The organism is Hymenobacter yonginensis, from assembly GCF_027625995.1.
GTDB classification, from domain to species: domain Bacteria; phylum Bacteroidota; class Bacteroidia; order Cytophagales; family Hymenobacteraceae; genus Hymenobacter; species Hymenobacter yonginensis.
The window spans coordinates 4,449,647-4,469,788 of record NZ_CP115396.1 but is presented as its reverse complement, the minus strand read 5'-3'; the positions used below and the strand labels follow the sequence as shown (position 1 = coordinate 4,469,788).

At 63.4% G+C, this 20,142-nt stretch carries 14 protein-coding genes and 1 pseudogene; 8 read left to right on the top strand and 7 right to left on the bottom strand.

All coding sequences use genetic code 11. The features are described from left to right. Window positions 1-7: 7 nt before the first annotated feature. The 5 genes from O9Z63_RS19155 to O9Z63_RS19135 all read right to left on the bottom strand — a co-directional run bounded on the left by O9Z63_RS19155 (window position 8) and on the right by O9Z63_RS19135 (window position 10,184). On the bottom strand, window positions 8-3,058 hold the full coding sequence (locus tag O9Z63_RS19155) for a SusC/RagA family TonB-linked outer membrane protein (RefSeq protein WP_270127006.1): 3,051 nt from the start codon (window positions 3,056-3,058) through the stop codon (window positions 8-10). Window positions 3,059-3,348: 290 nt separating this feature from the next. Then, window positions 3,349-4,890 (bottom strand): glycoside hydrolase family 32 protein, encoded by a 1,542-nt coding sequence (locus O9Z63_RS19150; RefSeq protein WP_270127004.1) that lies wholly within the window; start codon window positions 4,888-4,890, stop codon window positions 3,349-3,351. A gap of 24 nt (window positions 4,891-4,914) precedes the next feature. Continuing rightward, window positions 4,915-5,802 carry a carbohydrate kinase family protein gene (locus O9Z63_RS19145; RefSeq protein WP_270127003.1) on the bottom strand — a complete coding sequence of 296 codons (888 nt, stop codon included), beginning with the start codon at window positions 5,800-5,802 and terminating at the stop codon, window positions 4,915-4,917. Between the two features lie 118 nt (window positions 5,803-5,920). Continuing rightward, window positions 5,921-7,243: a sugar porter family MFS transporter gene (locus O9Z63_RS19140; RefSeq protein ID WP_408613552.1), complete on the bottom strand. Its 1,323-nt coding sequence runs from the start codon at window positions 7,241-7,243 to the stop codon at window positions 5,921-5,923. A gap of 190 nt (window positions 7,244-7,433) precedes the next feature. Continuing rightward, window positions 7,434-10,184: a hybrid sensor histidine kinase/response regulator transcription factor gene (locus tag O9Z63_RS19135; protein ID WP_270127001.1), complete on the bottom strand. Its 2,751-nt coding sequence runs from the start codon at window positions 10,182-10,184 to the stop codon at window positions 7,434-7,436. Window positions 10,185-10,638: 454 nt separating this feature from the next. Here O9Z63_RS19135 and O9Z63_RS19130 point away from each other — a divergent pair, with 454 nt between their 5' ends. The 5 genes from O9Z63_RS19130 (at window position 10,639) to O9Z63_RS19110 (ending at window position 16,397) form a co-directional block, all read left to right on the top strand. Further along, on the top strand, window positions 10,639-10,989 hold the full coding sequence (locus O9Z63_RS19130; protein WP_270127000.1) for an ArsR/SmtB family transcription factor: 351 nt from the start codon (window positions 10,639-10,641) through the stop codon (window positions 10,987-10,989). Window positions 10,990-11,038: 49 nt separating this feature from the next. Next, entirely contained in the window at window positions 11,039-11,497 is a 459-nt protein-coding gene (locus O9Z63_RS19125; RefSeq protein ID WP_270126999.1) for a DUF6428 family protein, read from the top strand. Between the two features lie 48 nt (window positions 11,498-11,545). Further along, the gene (locus O9Z63_RS19120; RefSeq protein ID WP_270126998.1) at window positions 11,546-11,968 is read left to right on the top strand and encodes an arsenate reductase ArsC; all 423 of its coding nucleotides are present in this window, start codon (window positions 11,546-11,548) and stop codon (window positions 11,966-11,968) included. A gap of 24 nt (window positions 11,969-11,992) precedes the next feature. After that, window positions 11,993-13,057, top strand: a complete 1,065-nt coding sequence (locus tag O9Z63_RS19115) for an ArsO family NAD(P)H-dependent flavin-containing monooxygenase (protein ID WP_270126996.1) — start codon at window positions 11,993-11,995, stop codon at window positions 13,055-13,057. 280 nt (window positions 13,058-13,337) lie between these two features. Then, entirely contained in the window at window positions 13,338-16,397 is a 3,060-nt protein-coding gene (locus O9Z63_RS19110; RefSeq protein ID WP_270126995.1) for a PAS domain-containing protein, read from the top strand. A gap of 124 nt (window positions 16,398-16,521) precedes the next feature. Here O9Z63_RS19110 and O9Z63_RS19105 read toward each other — a convergent pair whose 3' ends face one another. Further along, entirely contained in the window at window positions 16,522-17,103 is a 582-nt protein-coding gene (locus tag O9Z63_RS19105; protein WP_270126994.1) for a hypothetical protein, read from the bottom strand. A gap of 296 nt (window positions 17,104-17,399) precedes the next feature. Between O9Z63_RS19105 and O9Z63_RS19100 the strand changes: the two genes are divergently transcribed. After that, a complete protein-coding gene (locus O9Z63_RS19100) occupies window positions 17,400-18,134 on the top strand; it encodes an SDR family NAD(P)-dependent oxidoreductase (protein WP_270126993.1) in 735 nt (244 codons plus the stop codon). A 153-nt stretch (window positions 18,135-18,287) separates the two neighbouring features. On the opposite strand, the gene O9Z63_RS19095 is transcribed toward O9Z63_RS19100, so the two are convergent. Then, window positions 18,288-18,650: a hypothetical protein gene (locus tag O9Z63_RS19095; RefSeq protein ID WP_270126992.1), complete on the bottom strand. Its 363-nt coding sequence runs from the start codon at window positions 18,648-18,650 to the stop codon at window positions 18,288-18,290. Between the two features lie 341 nt (window positions 18,651-18,991). Here O9Z63_RS19095 and O9Z63_RS19090 point away from each other — a divergent pair, with 341 nt between their 5' ends. Together O9Z63_RS19090 and O9Z63_RS19085 are read left to right on the top strand one after the other, a co-directional pair. Beyond that, window positions 18,992-19,552, top strand: a complete 561-nt coding sequence (locus tag O9Z63_RS19090; RefSeq protein WP_270126991.1) for a C40 family peptidase — start codon at window positions 18,992-18,994, stop codon at window positions 19,550-19,552. Window positions 19,553-19,732: 180 nt separating this feature from the next. Next, window positions 19,733-20,086, top strand: a pseudogene (locus tag O9Z63_RS19085) (YkvA family protein); the annotation flags it as partial. Between the last annotated feature and the right edge of the window lie 56 nt (window positions 20,087-20,142).

The window sequence follows — 20,142 nt, the reverse complement described above, 5'->3', positions numbered from 1 at the left end:
TTAAAGGTTACAGATTGAAATTGACGCCGAGCGTGAAGGTGCGGGCGCTGGGGTACGGCAGGTAATCAATGCCCACCGAAGGCACCTGGTTGGCTCCGCGCTTCACGGTGTTTACTTCCGGGTCGAACCCGTCGTAGTCGGTAATCACGAACAGGTTCTGCCCCGTGATGTACACCCGGGCGCCTTTCACGAAGCTGCCCACGTCGCCGAAGCCGTACGCCAGCGTCAGGTTGGACATTTTCAGATAGTCGCCTTTCTCCAGGTAGCGCGTGGTGGCTGCCGCCGGGTTGCCGATGGACTCCTTGATGGAGTTTTCAAACGTGGACAGGGCAATGTTTTTGCCGGCCCCGATCTGGCCCACGTTGCCGACTGCGTTGAGCGTGTTGTTGTAGACGTACTGGCCGAAGGCGCCGGTCATGTTGGCAATCAGCGATAGTTTGCCGTAGCGGGCATTGGCGCTCAAACCCAGCAGCGTGCGGGGGTTCGGGCTGCCAGCGTACACTGGGTTGGCCAGGTCTACTGGGTTGGACAGGCCCTGCTCGTTGAGGCCGTTGTACTGGGGCAGGAAGAAGGCGTTGATGGGGTAGCCGTTGCGGATCAGCTGCGACGTAGCCCCCGACAGGCCTTGCCCGTTGATGGCGCCGGTGATAATGTCGGGCCCTACCAGGTCTTGCACTTCGTTGCGGATGAAGGTAGCATTGGCATTGAAGCCGACTTCTACTTTCTCATTGCGCACCAGCACCGTATTCAGCTCCATTTCCACTCCCCGGTTCACAATTTTGCCGTCGAGGTTGTCCCAGAAGATAGCCTGTACCTGGGGCGCGGGCTGGCCGGGCACGGTTGGGAACAGAATGTCGCTCGTGGTTTTGTTGAAGTAGTTGGCCGAGAAGGTGACGCGGTTGTCGAGGGCCCCCACGTCGATACCGACGTTGAACTGGCGGTCAGCCTGCCACTTCAGATTCTCGTTGCGGCTGTTGAGAGGAATCTGCGCGCCGTTGTCGCGGATTTCGAAACGGTCCTGGGCGGCACCAGCCGGAAACTCCTGGTTGCCGGTGAGGCCGTAGCCGGCCCGCAGCTTCAGCTGAGTGAGCCGCTCGGCCGGGAAGAAGGCTTCCTGGCTTAAATCCCAGGCCACGGCAAACGAGGGGAAATACCCGACTTTCTCGTTGTCGCCGAACTTGCTGCTTTCGTCACGACGGATCGTACCGGTCAGCACGTAGCGGTTCTTGAAGTTCAGAATAGCCCGCCCGAAAAACGACTGCAACGACGAGGTAGGGTCGTTGAACGAGGTGATGCTGCGCGAGCCGGTGGCCGACGTCTGGATGTAGTCGGTGTAGTCGAGGCCGAAGTTGCCGAAGCCGCCCGTAGCCGGGTTGCCGAAGCCGCTCAGGCTGGAGCCCAGGTTGATGAACTTGGTGTACTCGTAGCCCAGCACCGCGTTCAGGTTCAGGTTGGTCGTAACCGCCTTGTTGAAGTTCAGGGTGTGCGCTATTTGCTGCGTGGTCAGCTCGTTGTTGCTGATGGCAGCGAAGCCCTGATTTTCAATGCCGGGGTAGTTGATCAGGCGCTGGTTGAGGGACGTGCGCCGCTCACCGCTGTTGTAGTTCACGCTCAGCGCCACGCGGTAGTTCAGCCAGTCGGTGAACTTGTACGAAGGCGCAATGCTGGCCAGGATGGTGTTCACCCGGGAGTTGTCGTTGAAGAGCTCCTGCGCGGCCAGTGGGTTTACCACGTCGCCGGCCACGATGTAGAGGGAGCCGTCGGGGTTGCGCAGCGGCTGCGTGGGGTTCCACTGCAGAGCCTGCCCGATGAGGCTGCCCCGGAAGCCGGCGTCGGTGGTGATGTTGGCCAGCTGCTCGCGGAACTGGCTGGTAGCAATGTTGATGTCGAGGCCCAGCTTCTTACTTTCCAGAAACTGCAGGTTCGTAGACAGGTTGGCGCTGTACTTCTTGAAGCCGGTTCTGCGCACGATACCATCCTGGTTGAGGTAGCCCAGCGACAGGCGGTAGCGGCCGGTTTCGCTGCCGCCGCTCATGCCTACATTGTAGTTCTGCAGGTAGCCGGTGCGCAAAATCTCATCCAGGGCATCTACGTCGCCGCCCTTGTCGTTGGCGGCCGGCGCGCCATAGTAGCGGATAGCTTCGCGGTACTGGCTGGCGTCAAGAAATTCGGGCCGGCGCAGCAGCGTCGAGAAGCCCGTAGATGCGCCTACATTCAGCACAGGGGCGCCCGTGTTGCCTTTTTTGGTGGTGATGAGTACCACGCCATAGGCGGCGCGCGAGCCATAAATGGCCGTGGCCGAAGCGTCCTTCAGCACGGTGAAGGTTTCAATATCATCCGGATTGAGGAAGTTGAGCGGGTTGCTGTCGGCTCCTGCTCCCACATCGGCTGAGGCTACCAGACCGGGCCGGGCGGTGCGCCCGTCCAGAGGCACCCCATCTACCACGTACAGCGGCTGGCCACTGCCCGTCACGGCCGAGTTGCCGCGGATACGGATGGTGGACGGGCCGCCGGGCTGGCCGCTGTTGTTGCTCACCTGCACCCCCGATACGCGGCCCTGCAGCAGCTGGTCGGGCGAGGTGAAGGTGCCGCGGTTGAAGTCTTTCTCGCCAATCACCGTCACCGCGCCGGTTACGTCCTGCTTGCGGGCCGTTCCGTAGCCCACTACCACCACGTCGCCGAGGGCCTGGGCATCTTCCTTGAGCGTCACCTGCACCGAGGTTTTGTCGGTGATGCTGATCTGCTGGGCAGAGTAGCCCACGTAGGAAATATTGAGCGTAGTAGCCGTTGGGGGCGCCTGCAGCTCAAACCGGCCATCGGAGCCGGTGCTGGTACCGATGGTGGTACCGGTTACCACCACCGTCACGCCCGGCAGCGGGTTGGACTGCGCATCCAGCACCCGGCCCGAAATAGCGCGGTTCTGGGCCTGGCTCAGCAGCGGCAGCAGCACCAGCAGAATACTGAGCAGCAGCAGCCGAAAGCCCGCAGGATGCCGTAGCCCCGCCAAGGCGGCCGGCTGCGCATCCGAGTTGTACTGTTTGTACCAGTTATGGCTCATAAGTGAAAAGATGAAAAGTGGGAATGGGTAAGCTTGCCGGAGTTGAGTCCGGTTTCCATCGGGGGCTTCCGGCCCGGAGCCTGTGGTACAGGGCACTCGGTACCGGAAGCAGCAGACCAGGCAGCAGCCCGGAAGAGCAGGCCCGCCGCGTGCTTACCACGGCGGCAGGGCGGGTGGCAGCGGCCACGCTGTTGTAGGCCGCTGGCTTAGTGTGGGGGCGTAAAGTGCAGCATCATGGGAAGAAGAAAGGTGAGTGAAGTGAAAAAAGAAGTGGCAGAGAGTGACGCCCGCTAAGGCACAAGGGGCTGGCGGAGGTCGGTGAGGCGCAGGGCCGTTATCTGGGCCGGGCCACCGTCGGCGCTGAGCGTGATGCGGCCGGCGTGCTGGCGTGGAAACACCAGGTCGGTAAGCGTGACTTCGCCGTCCTGGGCAAATACCTCCACCACCGACTTGTCCACCAGCAGCCGCAGTTGCAGCTGCCCGTCGCGCAGGGGCACGCGCGCCGATTCAAGGCTGCTGGCGAACAAGGGGTGAAAGGCAACATTGCCCGATTGGGTGCGGTCGAGCGTCAGCTCCTGGCGCGCTACGTCATAGCGGAGCGTGGTGCGCTCGGTTTCACTTTGCAGTACATTCAGGGTCAGCGCCTTGGCTGCACCGGGCTTCAGCGTCAGCTCCAGGTCGTAGGACTCGCTTTTGAAGGGCAGCTCGTAGGCGTCCGCGCCGGGCTTGAGGGCCTGGTTTTTCAGGGCTAGGGCTTCCTTGCCGATTTTGCGCAGCTCCGGCACCGGCTGCTGCACCAGCGCCAAACCCTGGGCGGTGCGGCGCAAGCTCAGCTCGCGGGGCACGGCAAAGTTGCCGCGCCACTCGGTGCCGGTGGGCACGTCGCGGGCGTAGGCCCAGTCGTTGGTCCAGCCCACCAGAATGCGGCGGTTGCCGGGGGCGTCGTTGAAGGTCACGCCGGCAAAGAAATCCTTACCGAAATCGAGGTAGCTGGGCTCCTCGTAGGGCTGGTCGGGCGTGAATTTCCGGCCATCGAAGCTGCCCAGAAAGTACTGCTGGCCCCGGAACTGCTCGGTAGGGTTGCCGGCCGAAATCAGCAGCACCCACTTGGTGCCGCCGCCGGGCACAGGCAGCTCAAACAGGTCGGGGCACTCCCACTCGCGCACGGTGTTGCCGGCCCGGCCCCAGCGGCTCAGGAAGGTCCAGTTTTTCAGGTTTTTCGACTCGTAGAGGTACACCTCCTGGCGGTCGGCCTTCACGGTGGCCATCACCCACTTCTGCTGGGGCGCATACCAAAACACCTTGGGGTCGCGGAACTCCTTGCTGTCGATGTCGAGCACGGGGTTCTGGGCGTAGCGCTGCCAGGTCTGCCCGTGGTCGAGGCTGTAGGCTAGGTTCTGGTGCTGGCGCAGCACCACGCCCGGGCGCTCCACATGGCCGGTGTAGAAGGCCACTAGGCCGTCGGTCTGGCCTTTCGGAAACAGGCCGGAGGTGTTGTCTTTGTCGGCCACGGCGCTGCCCGAGAAAATCATGGTATTGCTACCGTCGGGGTTCTTGTACTCGGTGAGGGCCACGGGCTGAGGCGTCCAGCGCAGTAGGTCGGGGCTGGTGGCGTGGCCCCAGCTGAGGTGGCCGGGGTCGGCGCTGTAGGGGTTGTACTGGTAGAACAGCTGATACTGCCCGTTGCTGTAGATCAGGCCATTGGCATCATTGATCCAGTTTTTGGGGGCCGTGAAGTGGTACACCGGCCGGTAAGGGTCGGGCGCAGGGGTTTGGGCCGCACACGGAAGCGTGCCGAGCAGAACCAGAGCGCAGGAGAGGATGGATTTCATAGAAAGGAAAAGAGACAAAGCAGTTCAGACGGCCGGCGCGGCATTCAGCAGGCTGCGCACCTGGCTTTCGGTAATGGCGGGCGTGGCGCCGCGGCAGCTGGCCACCAGCGAGCCGGCCGCGCAGGCAAAGGCCAGGTACTCGGCCGGGGCCTGCCGGCCGCGCCAGCCCCGGATGAGGGCCGCCAGAAAGGCGTCGCCGCTCCCGATGGTGTCCTGCACCTGCACCGCAATGCCGGGGCTGCGGTAGAGTTGGCCGCCGGTCCAGAGCACGGCGCCGTCGGCGCCTTTGGTCACGCACACGGCTTCCAGCTGAAAGCGGGCCGCCAGCCACTCCAAGGCAGTTTCTTCGGCGGCGCTGGCCCCAAACCAGCCCATTATTTCGGCCAACTCATGGTGGTTGAGCTTCACCAGATCGGCCTGGCGCAGCAGGTAAGTCACCACGTCGCGGGAGTAGTGCGGGGCGCGCAGGTTCACGTCGAACACCTTCAGGCGGGCCTGCTGCAGCAGCCGGTACAGCGTTTCGCGGGTGCCGGAGCTGCGGGCGGCCAGGCTGCCGTACACGAACACCTCCGAGGCCTCCACCAGCGCGCTCAGGTCGGGCGCGTACTGGATGTAGTCCCAGGCCACGGGCTGCACAATCTTGTAGGTCACTTCCTGGTTGTTGCTCACGTTGGCCTTCACCACGCCCGTCAGGTGGGTTTCGCCCTGCTGCACGTAGCGGGTGCTCAGGCCCTTGCCTTCCACAAATTCGCGCAGCTCCGCCCCCAGCTCGTCGTGGCCCAGCCGGCTGATGAGCTGGGCCTCCAAGCCGAAGTTGTGCAGGTGCACCGCCACGTTCAGCGGGGCCCCGCCCGGCTGTTTTCCCGTAGGCAGAATGTCCCACAGCATCTCTCCAAAGCAGGTAATAGCCATGTGTGGTAGGTTGAGAGGTTGGCGGATTGGTGGATGGGCGGGGTGGTGGGTTGGTGGATAGGCGGGTTGGTGGATGGGCAGCCTCGAAATACACCAACCCGCCAATCCCCCACCCCAGTTAGTGCATCACCAGCACCCGTTCGGCGCTTTCGAGGCTGGTGCCTTTGGTTTCGGGCATGAAGCGCCACACGAACACCAGCTGCAGCACCATCATGGCGCAGAAGAAGGCGAAGGTGTTGCCGCCGCCCAGCTTTTCGGCGAAGTAGGGGAAGGTGAAGGCAATGGCCGTGGCCATCACCCAGTGTGTAGACGAGCCCAGCGCCTGGCCTTTGGCCCGCACGGCGTTGGGGAAGATTTCGGAGATAAATACCCAGATGACGGCGCCCTGCGAGAAAGCGAAAAAGGCGATGTACACGAACAGCAGCACCGGCACCAGCACGCCCCCAAACTGCTCGGTGTAGAAGGCCCGCGCCACCAGCCCCAGTGTGGCAATCAGCCCCACGGAGCCTACCAGCATGAGCGTGCGCCGCCCAAACCGGTCAATCAGGTTCACGCCCAGTAGCGTGAAAATGAAGTTCACAAGCCCGATACCGGCCGACGACAGCAAGGCCGCGCCCTGGCCCAGCCCCGTCATTTCGAAGATGCGCGGAGCGTAGTAGATGATGGCGTTGATGCCCGACACCTGGTTGAAGAAGGCAAACGCCACGGCCAGCAGCACCGGCGTGCGGTACTGCCCGGCCCACAACGACTCGCTGTGGTGGGCCGTGTCGGCCTGGCTGGTGAGGATGGCGGCCGCGTCGGCATCGACGGTGCCGGGGCTGATGCGGGCCAGCACCTGCCGGCCTTCGTCGAGGCGGCCGTGTAGCAGCAGCCAGCGGGGACTTTCGGGCACCCGGAACAGCAGCAGCAGGAAAATCAGGGCGGGCACGGCCTGCACGCCCAGCATCAGGCGCCACGAATGCTCGCCGAGGCCCGCCAGCAGGTAGTTGGAGAGGTAGGCGACCAGAATGCCCGTGACAATGTTGAACTGAAACAGCCCCACCAGCTTGCCCCGCGAGGCCGCTGGCGAAATCTCGGAGATATACAGCGGCGCCGTAACCGACGAAGCCCCTACACCCAGCCCGCCCAGAAACCGGCACACCATAAAGAGGCCCCAGCCCGGCGCCAGCGCCGTGCCCACTGCCGACACCAGATACAGCGCCGCAATGCCGCGTAGTGTCTGGCGGCGGCCCAGCTTATCGGAAGGAATACCGCCGAAGATGGCCCCGATAACCGTCCCGATCAGGGCAATGGAAATGGTGAAGCCGTGCTCGAAGGCGCTCAGGTGCCAGAGCTGCTGAATGGCTTTCTCGGCGCCCGAAATCACGGCCGTATCGAAGCCGAACAGGAAGCCGCCGAGCGCCGTGACGATGGACCAGAAGAGTACGTTGCGTGGAAGCATAGCCGAAGAAGTTTTCGTAAACATCCGGCTATTCTCAGCCCGCCACGTGCCCAATCATGCCAAATACTTTAAGAATTGGTGCAGGTCTATACACCTCGACAAAACATTATATATCAAACCTATACAATCCCAATCACCTTCCTCGCACCAGCCCCACATTCACTTTTGATGCGCCACTTGCAAAATTGGGTCAGGTGCGCATAGGCGTGTGCATGGCCTTGAATTCGGTGGGCGACACCTCGTACTTGCCCCTGAAGGCCGTGGAGAAATACGAGGGCGAGGAGAAGCCGGTCTGGTAGGCCACTTCGGCCACCGTGCTGCCTTCCTGCAGCAGCAGCTGCCGGGCCTTGGTGAGGCGCAGCCCCTGGATGTACTCGTTCACCCCGATGCCCAGCAGCGCCTTCACCTTGCGGTAGAGCTGCGTGCGCGACACCCCGAGGCTGTGGGCAATGCCATCCACGCTCAGGTCGGGCTGGTCGAGGCGGCCTTCGATAATGGCCGTGAGGTCGGCCAGGAACTTCTGGTCGACGCGCTGCGGGGCCACGGTGGGCGTGGCGCCCGAGAGCTGCCGCCGGAAATGCTCGCGCTGCTGGTCGCGGTTGCGCAGCAGTGTGCGCAGGCTTTCCAGCAGAAACGTGGGGTTGAACGGCTTGATAAGGTAGAGGTCGGCGCCGGCCTGCACGCCTTCCACCTGCTGCTCAGGCGCGCTGCGCGCCGTGAGCAGCACCAGCGGAATGTGGCTGGTGCGCCAGTCGCCTTTCAGGGCGGTGGCCACCTCCAGGCCGCTGAGCTCAGGCAGGTTCACGTCGCACACTATCACGTCGGGGATGGTTTCGGCGGCCAGGCGCAGGCCGGTGGCGCCGTCGGCGGCGGTGCTTACCCGGAAGTGGGGCTGCAGCTTCTGCACCAGAAAGCCGCGCAGTTCGTCGTGGTCTTCGATGATAAGGGCCGTGGGCTCGGGGGCCGGGGGAGCGGCGGGGTCGGCGGGCGAGGCAACGGCGGCCAGCGGCACTTCCTCCTCGGTGTCGAGAGTGAGGGGCGTGAGCGTGTGGCCGGCCGGGGCATCCAGGAAAGTGGCCGGCTTGGTGAGCGGCAGCGTCACGTCGAAGGTGGTGCCGTGGCCGGGCTGGCTCCGAAATGAAAGCGTGCCCTGGTGCAAGCGCGTGAGGCCTTCGGCCAGCGCCAGCCCCAGCCCCGAGCTGTTGGCCGACTGCTGCCGGCCCTGGTAGAACCACTCCAGAATGTGCGGCTGGTCGGCCTCGGCAATGCCCTGGCCGTTGTCTTCGACGCTGATGCGCACGGTGTCGGCGGCCACGTCCTGCTGCATGCTCACCACAATCCGACCGCCGTCGGGGGTGTACTTGAAGGCGTTGGAGAGCAGGTTGAAGAACACCTTGTCGAGGATGTCGCCATCAAACCACAGAAAGATGACGGGTTGAGCGGGCAGAAACCGGAAGGTGATGTTGCGCTTCTGGGCGGTTTTCTCGAACACGTCCATGATTTCGCGCACAAACTCCACCAGGTTGCCTTCCACGGCCCGCACGGCCATCTTGCCCACGTCGATTTTGCGGAACGCCAGCAGCTGATTTACCAGCTGCATCAGGCGCTGGGTGTTGCGGCGCACCAGAGCCAGGTCATGGCGCTGGGCTGGCGAGAGGTCGGTGGGGCTGGCCAGCATGTCTTCCACGGGCCCCAGAATGAGGGTGAGCGGCGTGCGCAGCTCGTGCGAGAAGTTGGTGAAGAAGCGCAGCTTGGCTTCCGAGGAGCGGCGGGCCTCCTCGGCCAGCTCGGCAATTTGGTTGCGCTGGGCGCTGATTTCGGCGTTCTGGCCTTCCACCATGCGCCGGATACGGCGGTTGAGGCGTGACGAGCGCCACGCCAGGGCCCCCAGCACCACGGCGCCCAGCAAACTGGCCAGCAGCAGGTACACGGTCAGCTCCTGGTTGGCGTAGCGGCGCTGCTGCTCGCGCAGGTGGCGCTGCTGCCCCTCCAGGTCCTGCTGCTGGTCTACCAGCTGCTCGGTCTGGGTGCGCATGGTGGTCACGTTCGATGAGTCGATGACCATGGTGCCCAGCACGTTGTCTTTCAGGAAGGGCTCGTGCCGTAAGATGCGCAGAGCCGTGCGGATGGCTTCCTCGCCCCCGGTCTGGTAGAGCAGCGTGGCCTGGATGATGCCCTCTTCCACCAGCTGCAGGCCGTTGCCGGGGCCGGCCAGCCCATCCACCCCGATGATGCGGAGGCGCCGCTCGATGCCGAGGCGGCGCGCCACCTGGTAGGCGGCCCGCGCCATGGGGTCGTTGTGGGCGAAGATGAGTTTGGTTTCGGGATGGGCGCGCAGCACGGCGGGCAGTTGCTCCATTACCGAGCCGGGCAGCCAGTTGCCTTCCACCTGCGCGGCCAGCTGCACACCCGGGTGTGCCGCCAGCGCCTGCCGGAAGCCTTTGTCGCGGTCGGTGGCGGGCGACGAGCCGGGCGTGCCGGTGATTTCGAGCACCTGCCCGCGGCCCTGCAGCAGTTGGGCGGCGTAGTGGCCGGCCGTGCGGCCCACTTCCAGGTTGTTGCCGCCGACGTAGGCTGTGTACAGGCGCGAGGTGGTGCGGCGGTCCAGAATCACGACCGGAATACCCTGGTTGTAGGCGGCCTCGGCCAGCTCCGTCAGCGGGCCCGACTGGTTGGGCGAAATCAGCAGCAGATCTACGCGCTGCCGGATCAGCTCCCGCACCTGCCGGCGCTGCAGGTCACTGTTGTTGTGCGCGTCCAGCATCTGAAACTCCACGTTCGGGTGGAAGCTCAGCTCCTTCTGCATACCAGCCAGCATAGCCTTGCGCCAGGCGTCGTTGGTGGTGCACTGCGAAAAGCCAATGCGGTACACCGCCTCCTTCGCGACCGGCTGGCAGCCGGCTACCAGGAGCAGCATCGCCCACCACCCACCTGCAGCCATACGCTTCAGGAATCCGGCAGTCTGAGCACGCCCAGTAACCACTTCTAATTCAACCATACAGTAGAAACGAATCGGGTAATAAGGCTCAGCAGCCGCCGGCCGTCAAGGCGGAGCAAGCTGGAACTCCCTGGCTAATTCGTTAATGTAAAGCGTTTTTCGCGAAGATGAATGCTTGGCTCGGCCGGATCTACCTCGGCACGAAGAGCCCGGTGGCTGGCGCGGTGCCCGATGGGCTGCTTCCGCCACCCTTCCCGGCAGTTCCTGAGGCGAAGCGCGGCGGCAGCCGGGCTGCACCTGGGATGCAGCGCGGCAATAAATATAGCTATGACGTAAACATACGTCATAGTATGTCGTATGTTTACGTCATAGAACCTCCGGCACTGTGCTGCGCCGCCTGCTGCCACACGGGCCCGGGGCTCGTTTTCTCTTCTCTTTCCTGCCGAACATCCTTAGTATGACGCACGCCAAAACCGCTGCTTTCACCGAGGAGCAGCAGCAGCTGGCCCGGGTGGCCAAGGCGCTGGCGCACCCGGCCCGGGTGGCCATTGTGCAGCTGCTGGCCTCCAAAACCACGTGCATCTCCGGCGACATTGCCGCCGAGCTGCCCCTGAGCCGCACCACCGTATCGCAGCACCTGCAGGAGCTGAAGGCGCTGGACCTTATCCGCGGCGAGATTGACGGGCTGACCGTGTGCTACTGCCTCAACACGGAACTGCTGCGCGAGGTGCAGCAGCAGTTCACCGCCTTCTTCCTCGAGGCAACCAGCAACCCTGCCTGCGGCCCCGCCGACGCCTGCAGTTGCTAGCGCCGGCTGCTTTTCGAATGACTTTTCCACCTTCTTATCCTTGGAAACCATGAAAATATCTGAAATGAAGCACGCCCTGGCGGGCCTGGAGGCCGTCAGCTTCCGCCTGCCCGATGGCACCCAGCTGCCCGCGCACTTCCACGTAACGGAGGTGGGTTTGGTGAGCAAGCACTTCATCGACTGCGGCGGCGTGGAGCGGCGCGAAACCGTGGCCAACTTCCAGCTCTGGGAGGCCGGCGACTACGACCACCGCCTCGCGCCGCAGAAATTTCTGCACATCCTGCAGCTGTCGGAGAAGATTCTGGGGCCTGATGATCTGGACATCGAAGTGGAATACCAGCAAGCCACCATCGGCAAGTTCGGCCTGTACTTCGACGGCACCGACTTCCAGCTGACCACCAAACAGACCGCCTGCCTGGCTCAGGATGCCTGCGGCATTCCGGCGGCTTACATTCCGCTGGGCCAGTTGCAGCCGGCCGCCTGCACGCCGGGCGGCGGGTGCTGCTAGCCGCGCTCCAGGCTTCTTTTCGGTCCTCTCCTTTGTTTGTATCTGCCCATGACCCCGAAAAACATTCTGGTGCTCTGCACCGGCAATTCCTGCCGTAGCCAGCTGCTGCACGGCTACCTGGCCAGCCTGCTGGGCGCACGCGCGGCCCTATACAGCGCCGGCGTGGAAGTGCACGGCCTCAACCCACGCGCCGTGCGCACTATGGCCGAAGACGGCCTCGACATCAGCCAGCACACCAGCAACCACGTGGACGAGTACGCCGCCGTACCGTTCGACTACGTCCTTACCGTCTGCGACCATGCGCAGGAGGTGTGCCCGGTGTTTCCGTCGTCGGCCCGGAAGCGGCACCACAACTTCCCCGACCCGGCCAAGGCTACCGGTACCGACGAGGAGGTGATGGCGCAGTTCCGCCAGGTGCGCGACCAGATCAAAGCCTACGCCCAGGCCTTTGTGCAGGAAGAGTTTGCGTAGACCGTCTATTTGCCGGCCAGCCTGATGATGACGCCCACTGCAGTAGAAGTTTTGGTAATCGGGGCCGGGCAGAGCGGGCTGGCGGTGGGCTACTACCTGCGGCGGGCCGGCGTGTCGTTTGTGCTGCTTGATGAGCAACCGGCGGCGGGCGGCGCCTGGCGCCACGGCTGGGACTCGCTGCGCCTGTTCTCGCCGGCCGATGCCAGCTCGCTGCCCGGCTGGCTCATGCCCCGCCCGCCCGACAACAGCTTCCCGGCCCGCGACGCAGTCATCGATTACCTCACGCAGTACGAAGCGCGCTACGCCCTGCCGGTGCAACGGCCCGTGCGCGTGCAGGACGTAGCCCGCACGGCCACCGGCTATGCCGTGCGCACCAGCCACGGCACCTGGGCGGCGCGGGCCGTGGTGTGCGCTACCGGCACCTGGAGCCAGCCCTACATTCCGCCCTACCCCGGCCGCGAGCTGTTTGCCGGCGTGCAGGTGCATTCGGCCCAGTACCGCCACGCCACACCCTTTGCCGGCCGGCGGGTGCTGGTGGTGGGCGGTGCCAACTCCGGGGCCCAGATTCTGGCCGAAGTATCGGAGGTGGCGCGCGCCATTTGGGTAACCGAGCACGCGCCCCGCTTCCTGCCCGACGACGTGGACGGGCGCGTGCTGTTCCAACAAGCCACCCAGCGCTACCACACCGGCCAGACCGCCTCGCCCCCTACCCTCGGCGACGTGGTGATGGTGGAGCCGGTGCGCGCGGCCCGGGGGCGCGGGGTGCTGCACAGCGTACGGCCCTTCCGGCAGCTCACGGCCACCGGCGTGCTGTGGCCCGATGGCCGAACAGAAGATTTTGACGCCGTTATCTGGTGCACTGGGTTTCGGCCGGCGCTGGCGTTTCTGGGCGGCCTGGGCGTGCTGCAAGCAGATGGGCGGGTGGCCACGGCCGGCACCCGCGCCACTGCCGCCGCGGGCCTGTGGCTGGTGGGCTACGGTTCTTGGACCGGCTTCGCCTCGGCCACCCTTATTGGTGTGGGGCGCTCGGCCCGGGCCACCGTCGATGAAATCCGGGAGTTTCTGGCGGCTCCGGCGGACCGCGCTTAGGGCGGCAGCAGCGCCGGGTGGCGGCGCCGGCTGCTGCTGGCGCAACTCCTGTTTCGCCTACCCTTATGTCTCTTGTAATCAAGCCTTATCTGACTATTCTGCTTCTACCCGACTAGCTTTGTACTGACCCGACCCGGGCTTATGGCTTGAGCAGCGTATCCCGGTAAGCAACGGGACGCCCGCTTTGGAGTCACTGGGTTTACAGAAGATCAACAAGGGCTTGCCGGACTGCTTTCGTCAGGGCGCCGTATACTATACTGCCTGCCGTAGCCTGCTCCTCATGCCCGACGCTTATACCCCTGATCTACCTTCCCTCCTACCGGTTTTCGACGTACTGCCCGATCCGTATCTGCTGCTCTCGCCCGAGCTGGTGATTGAGGCCGTAAACGAGGCATATCTGCTGGTGTCCTTATCCAAGCGCGAAGACCTGCTGGGGCGACATATCCTCGACGTCTTTCCTGAAAACCCGGCAACACTCGAAGCCCATGCCGCAGTCAATCTGCAGGCTTCATTCAACCAGGTGCTGGCCACCCGGCAGCCGCATACCATGGCGCGCCAGCGCTACGATATTCCGGCTCCCGACCAGCCCGACCACTTTCTGGAGCGCTACTGGCTGCCGCGCAATGTGCCAGTGCTGGATGCCGAAGGCCAGGTGCGCCACATCCTCCATGGGGTGTTCGATGAGACGGAAAAAGTGCGTACCGAAAAAACCCTGCAGATCAGCCAAACCCAGGAGAAGCTACTGCACAATGCCGTAGCGCTGCAACGCCAGCAGCTGTACGACACGTTTCAGGAAGCGCCGGCCATGATCTGCGTCTTAGAAGGCCCCCAGCACGTTTACCAGTTCGTGAACCCGCCCTATCAGGCCCTGGTAGGCGACCGGCTGCTGGTAGGCCGGCCCATGGCTGAGGCGGTGCCGGAACTGGCCGGCCACGCCATTCTCGATCTGCTCGACAACGTGTACCGCACCGGCAAAACCTTCCGGGCCTCCGAAATGATGGTGCAGCTCGACCAAGAAGGCTCTCAGCTGCAAAACCAGGAAAAGCACTACTTCAATCTCATCTATAAGGCCCGCCACACGGCCGCCGGCGACATAAACGGCATTTTCGTTTTTGCCTATGAAGTAACGGCGCAGGTGCTGGCCCGCCAGCAAGTGCAGGATCTGAACCAGGAGCTGGCGGCCATCAACGACGAGCTGCGCGCCAGCAATGCCGAGTTCTTGCTGGCTAACACGGAGCTATCGAAGACGCAGCAGCAGCTCCAACTGCTCAATCAGCAGTTGGAGGCCCGGGTAGCAGAGCGCACCCACGAGATGCAGCAGGCCCTGCACGAAGCCGAGCAGCAACGGGAACTGCTGCGCCTGCAGCAAGCCATGCTGCATCAGATTCTGGAGCAGGTACCGGCCGCCGTAGCCACGCTCAGCGGGCCGGAGCACCGGTATGTGTTCTTCAATGAGCAATACCAACGCTTGGTAACCGGCCGCGCCCGCCGGGGCCTGGCCGTCGCCGAAGCCCTGCCCGAAGTCGCAGCACAGGGTTTTATCAACCTGCTCGACGGCGTGTTTACTACCGGCGAGGCATTTATCGGTACTGAAGTGCCGTTGCTTCTGCAAAACTCCACCACCGGCCTTCCCGAGCAACGGTACGTGGATTTCAGCTACCAGCCGCTGTTTAATGACGGCACGCAGACGCCGGGAATTCTGGCCTTCATCATCGACGTAACCGACAAGGTGGTGGCGCATCAGCAGATGACCACCATGCAGGCCGAGCTGCTGGCCGCCGCGCAGCGCCGGCTGTTGGAGCGCGAGAATCTGTATCAGATATTTGAGCAGACGCCGGCGGCCGTGCTGCTGCTGCGCCAGCCCGGCCACGTCATCGAGTACTTCAATCCGGCGTACGGGCGCCTGTTTCCGGGGCGGCAGCTCCGAGGCCTCACCATTGCGGAGGCTCAGCCGGAGGCTGTTGAACAGGGATTTTTGGCGCTGCTCGATCGGGTATTTCAGACCGGCGAAACGTATGTCGGCAACGAGCTGCCCTTCAGCGTGGTGCAACCCGACGGCCAGGTATTGCCGCCTCGCTATTTCAACTTCACGTACCAGGCCTACCGCGAGCAGGGGCAGGTGGCCGGCGTATCAGTGTTTGCGTTTGATGCTACCGAGCAGGTGCTGGCCCGCCAGCAGCGCGAAGCCCAGCAGGCCGAGCTGCAGCGGATTTTCGAGCAGGCTCCGGTGGCCATTGCCATTATGCGCGGCCCAAATTTGGTGCTGGAGCTGGCCAACCAGGAAATTATCCGTTTGTGGGGCCGGACGCTGCCGCAGGTGCTAGGCCGGCCCTTCTTTGAAGCGCTGCCCGACACGGCCGGCCAGGGTCTGGAGCAGGTGCTGGCCGATGTGGTAGCCAGCGGCACGCCCCACTCCATCACCGATATGCCCGTGACACTGGCACGCGCCCACACCGGCCAGCCCACCCTCGGGTATTTCAATTTCATCTTCCAGCCGCTCTACGACGGCGACAACCGCCCCACAGGGCTGATTGCGCTAGGCAACGAGGTAACGGCGCAGGTGCTGGCGCGGCAGGCCTCGGAAATGTCGGCCCAGCAGCTCAAGCAGCTGACCGAAGCCCTGCAGGCCACCAACGACCAGCTCACCCGCACCAACACCGACCTCGACACCTTCGTGTACACGGCGTCACACGACCTGAAAGCCCCCATTGCCAATATCGAGGGGCTGCTGCTGGCCCTGCGCGAGCAGCTGCCCGCCGAAGCGCTGGCCGCCGCCCAGGTGACGCAGGTACTGGACCTGATGCAGGACTCGGTGGCACGCTTCCAGCAAACCCTGGGCTACCTCTCCGACGTGGCCATGCTGCAGCTGGCCCAGACCGAGCCCACCGAGCCCCTGGACCTAGCCGCCCACATCGAGGCCGTGCGCCTCGACCTGGTGCCGATGCTGCTGGCTTCTGGCGGGCAGCTGCTGATGCAGGTGGCTGATTGTCCCACAGTGTACTTCTCGCCCAAAAACCTGCGCAGCATCCTCTACAATCTGCTCAGCAACGGCCTCAAATACGCCCACCCCGACCGGCCACCGGTGGTGCAGGTGCGCAGCATCTGTCTGCCCGGCCGCGTGCAGCTGGAAGTACAGGACAACGGGCTGGGGCTGACGCAGGAGCAGCAGAGCAAGCTGTTTGTGATGTTTCAGCGCCTGCACACGCATGTGGAGGGCTCGGGCGTAGGGCTGTATATGGTGAAGCGTATTGTGGAAAACGCCGGGGGCAGCATCGGGGTGCAGAGCCAGCCTGGCACAGGCACCCGGTTCACGATTACGCTGCCACTGCCCGCCCGCTAACTCCCGGGCCAGACATAGCTATCAGCCCGCAAAACAAAAAGCGCCATCTGCCCGGGGCAGATGGCGCTTTTCAGCTAAACGGCAGCCTCATCCGCACAAGACAAAACTTGTGCGGATCGGCTGTCTAGAAGCTGTCGTTGTCAAAGTCCGTGTCGCGCTCCGATGCAGTGCTGCCGCGGTACACCGACTCGCTGCTGGGCTTCCACTTCGATTCGGCTTTGGGCGTGTAGCGCGTGCCCGCTACCGACGATTTATTGCTCTTGCTGCGCAGGGCCAGCCAGCTCAGGCCGCTTACCAGCAGCGCGCCGCCTACCACTTTCTGGGTGGGCGTCAGCGAATTCACCTGGTCAAGGGCCTTGGTGCCGAAATCCTTCAGCGACTTGGGCAGCTCGTTGATGCCCTTCGCCCACTGCTCCTGGTCCAGCCACGACTTGCGGCCGGCCGTTGTATCGGCGCCGGCAATTACGCGGCTGATGCCTTCGGAGCGGCTATCGGTGCTGGTTGAGGTCGAAGTAGCCGAGGGAGTGGTAGTCGAAGGCGTAGCGGCGGCAGCCGGAGTGGGCTGGCTGCTGCGGGCCGTGTCCGGCGTGGTGGAGTTGGTAGGAGCCGAAGCAGCCGCAGGAGCGGCAGAGGTGGAAGCAGGCTTATTGGCGGCGTTGGCGGCAGAGTTCTGGCCGGCATTCGGCTGATTTTGCTTGGTATCCATGATAGTAGAAGGTTAGAAAGTAGATGACTGAGTACAGACTGCCGGTCGGCAGCCTCCGGGTTGTATTCGAAAAAACCGGACGCGGGGTTACCTATTTTATTCGGTACGCCGGTTTCGCCGCCGCCGTAATTCCTGCGGACATAGCCGTTTATGCATCCTGCCGCGCCGGCTAGCACCAGTGGTGGCGGCGGGCAGCGGGACCGTTTCGGGCCGGGCGCTAAACTTCTATGCCGACTGGCCGTTTCTGCGGATGCGGCCAGCTACCGGCCGCTGTTTTCCTTCTTCTCAGACTTGGTATGGAGCAGCGTTTCAAGAATAAAGTGTGTTTCGTGACGGGTGCCACTTCGGGCATCGGGCAGGCCGTGGCGCTGCAGATGGGCCGTGAAGGAGGCCGGGTGGCCGTGCTGGGCCGCGACGCCCAGGACGGCCGCGCCATAGTGCGCGAGATAAAAGCAGCCGGCGGCGAGGCCATCTTCATCCGCACCGACGTAGGCCGCGACGCCCAGCTGGTGGCCGCCGTCGATAAAACCCTGGCCGCCTGGGGCCAGATTGATGTGCTGGTCAGCAATGCCGCCATGATGACGTTTGAGCCCATTCTCAAGCTCGACCCCAAAGACTGGGACACGCTCATGCACGTGAACCTGCGCAGTCTGTTCCGGCTCACGCAGCTGTGCTTGCCCCACATGAAGCAGGGTAGCATTGTGGCCGTCAGCTCGGTGCATGCCCACCAAACCACGCCGCACGTGGTGCCCTACGCTGCCAGCAAAGGCGCTATGGAAGCCTTCGTGCGCGGCCTCAGCCAGGAAATTCCGCACACCCACGCCCGCATCAATGCCGTGGCGCCCGGTGCCGTAGACACACCCATGCTCTGGAGCAACCCCAACGTGAAAAGCGGCAAGGAAAAGATTACCGGCCAGGTAGGCACGCCCGCCGAGCTGGCCGCCGCCATCTGCTTTCTGGCCTCCGCCGAAGCCAGCTTCATCAACGGCACCACCCTGGTAGCCGACGGTGGCCGCTTGGCCGCGCTATAAGTAGTCGTATTATACGCAAGTACGCCTGTGGCTCCGAGCGTCGGGCTACTCACTAGGCAGCAGGGTTTACAGCACAACCGCCCGGCTCCTCTCCAATGAGATGGGCCGGGCGGTTGTGCGTAGCAGCAACACGAAAAGCGGCGCCGTACTTACTCAGCTATTCTTAGGCCCCTGGTGCATGGTGGCGGGGTCGGGAAGCGGCTGGCCGCGGGCGTAGAGGGCCGCGTTGCGGCGGCCAGCTTCCCGGGCCTGGGCCTCAAACGGGATGTTGTAGTAGCCGTGCCGCGCCCAGCCCAGCAGGTAGCGCCACAGAAACCCCAGCCGGCCATACTGCTCAAACTGTCGGATGTGCTCCATTTCGTGAGCCACCCAGTAGGGGTCGTTCAGAAACTCCTCTTTAGTGGCGCCGCTCAGGTGAATCTGCCGGCCCAGTACCATGGCCACGCTGCGCGTCCCGAGCTTCAGGCGGGCCAGGCGGGCCAAAGGCGAATTCTCGATGATACGGGGCTGAGACATAGCCAAAAAGTGGGGCGCGTTATACGATGCAGGCCGGCAGCGTGGTTGTGCTACACTCCAAAATTATTTAAATAAAAAGTAGAACTTCAGGAAGAATCTTTACCTTTCCTGCGGCGCAAGCTAGGCAGTTTCCAAACTTTAGACTTAGCTTTAACCATCAGGGGAAAACAGAGTCCATCTGTTTCTTCGGTTTCAAACGGTTTTTTCGACCTCTTTTTCATCCCGCTTCTATAGACGAAAGAAGTACTTCCTGGTTTTCCCGGCCTTAGCCGAAAGCCACTTTTGCCACTCCACGACGGACAATGAAGAACCCACTCCTGTATTGCCTCGCCGCGGCCTCCATGGCCCTGTCTTTCTTCTTCGAACAAACGCCCACCGCTCCCTCCGCTTCCGCTCCTGTTGCTGCCGAAGCGTCTTTATTCTCTGGTTTCTCTCTCGATGAGGAAGAGAAGCCCGCCGCTGCCGCCAGCGACTCGGCCGCCTACGAGTACTACGGGCAGGCCCTGGGCCTGCGCCTCGCCCGCACCGAAAACACCACTCTGCTGCGCACCGTCCTCGACTGGATCGGCACTCCCTACCGCTACGGTGCCGACTCCAAGAAGGGCACCGACTGCTCGGGCTTCGTTACCCGTGTGTTCAAGGAAGTGTACGGCATCACGCTGCAGCGCAGCTCCCGCTCCATGTTCAGCAGCGTGAAGCATGTAGCCAAAACCGAAATGGAAACCGGCGACCTAGTATTCTTCCGCCGGGGTCCGGGCCAGCCCATCTACCACGTGGGTATCTACCTGAAGGACGGCAAATTCGCCCACTCGGCCTGCAACGGCGGCGTGATGGTGAGCTCCCTCAACCAAGCCTACTACAGCCGCAATTTCTACGCCGCCGGCCGGGTTGCTACCAACTAGCCTTGCGCACCAGCATCTGTAAACGCCCGGCCCCGCAAGGAGTCGGGCGTTTTCTTTTGCGGGCGTGCGGCGCCGGATAACTATTTTGCGCTGAAACAGTATAGGCAGGCAGTGGCCGGACCGTGCAGAGGCCAGCCACCAGCCCACCCAGCCTTTTCTACTTCTTACTCTTCCCTCCTGATGGATAAGTCCACCCCCAAAGGCGAGCATATTGCCTCCTCCCCCATCTTCAAGAAATTTCTTGGCAAGGCCGAAGAATACATCAAGAAGCCAACCCGCGTGAAGCAGCTGCTGAACGACGCGTACACCAAGGCCAGCGAGAAAAACGACCTCGGCACCATTGCCCACGAAGCTTGGGAAACGCTCCAGACCCTGCTGCGCCTGATCCGGGCGTCCATCTCGGGCGAGTACACCGGCCTGCCCACCAGCACCGTGGTCGGCGCCGTAGCCGTTACCATCTACTTCCTGAGCCCCATCGACCTGATTCCGGACTTCATCCCGGTACTGGGCCTGCTCGACGACGTAGCGCTGGTGGCCTGGTTCAGCACCACAATCAAGGAAGAAATGGACCGGTTTGCCGAGTGGGAGAA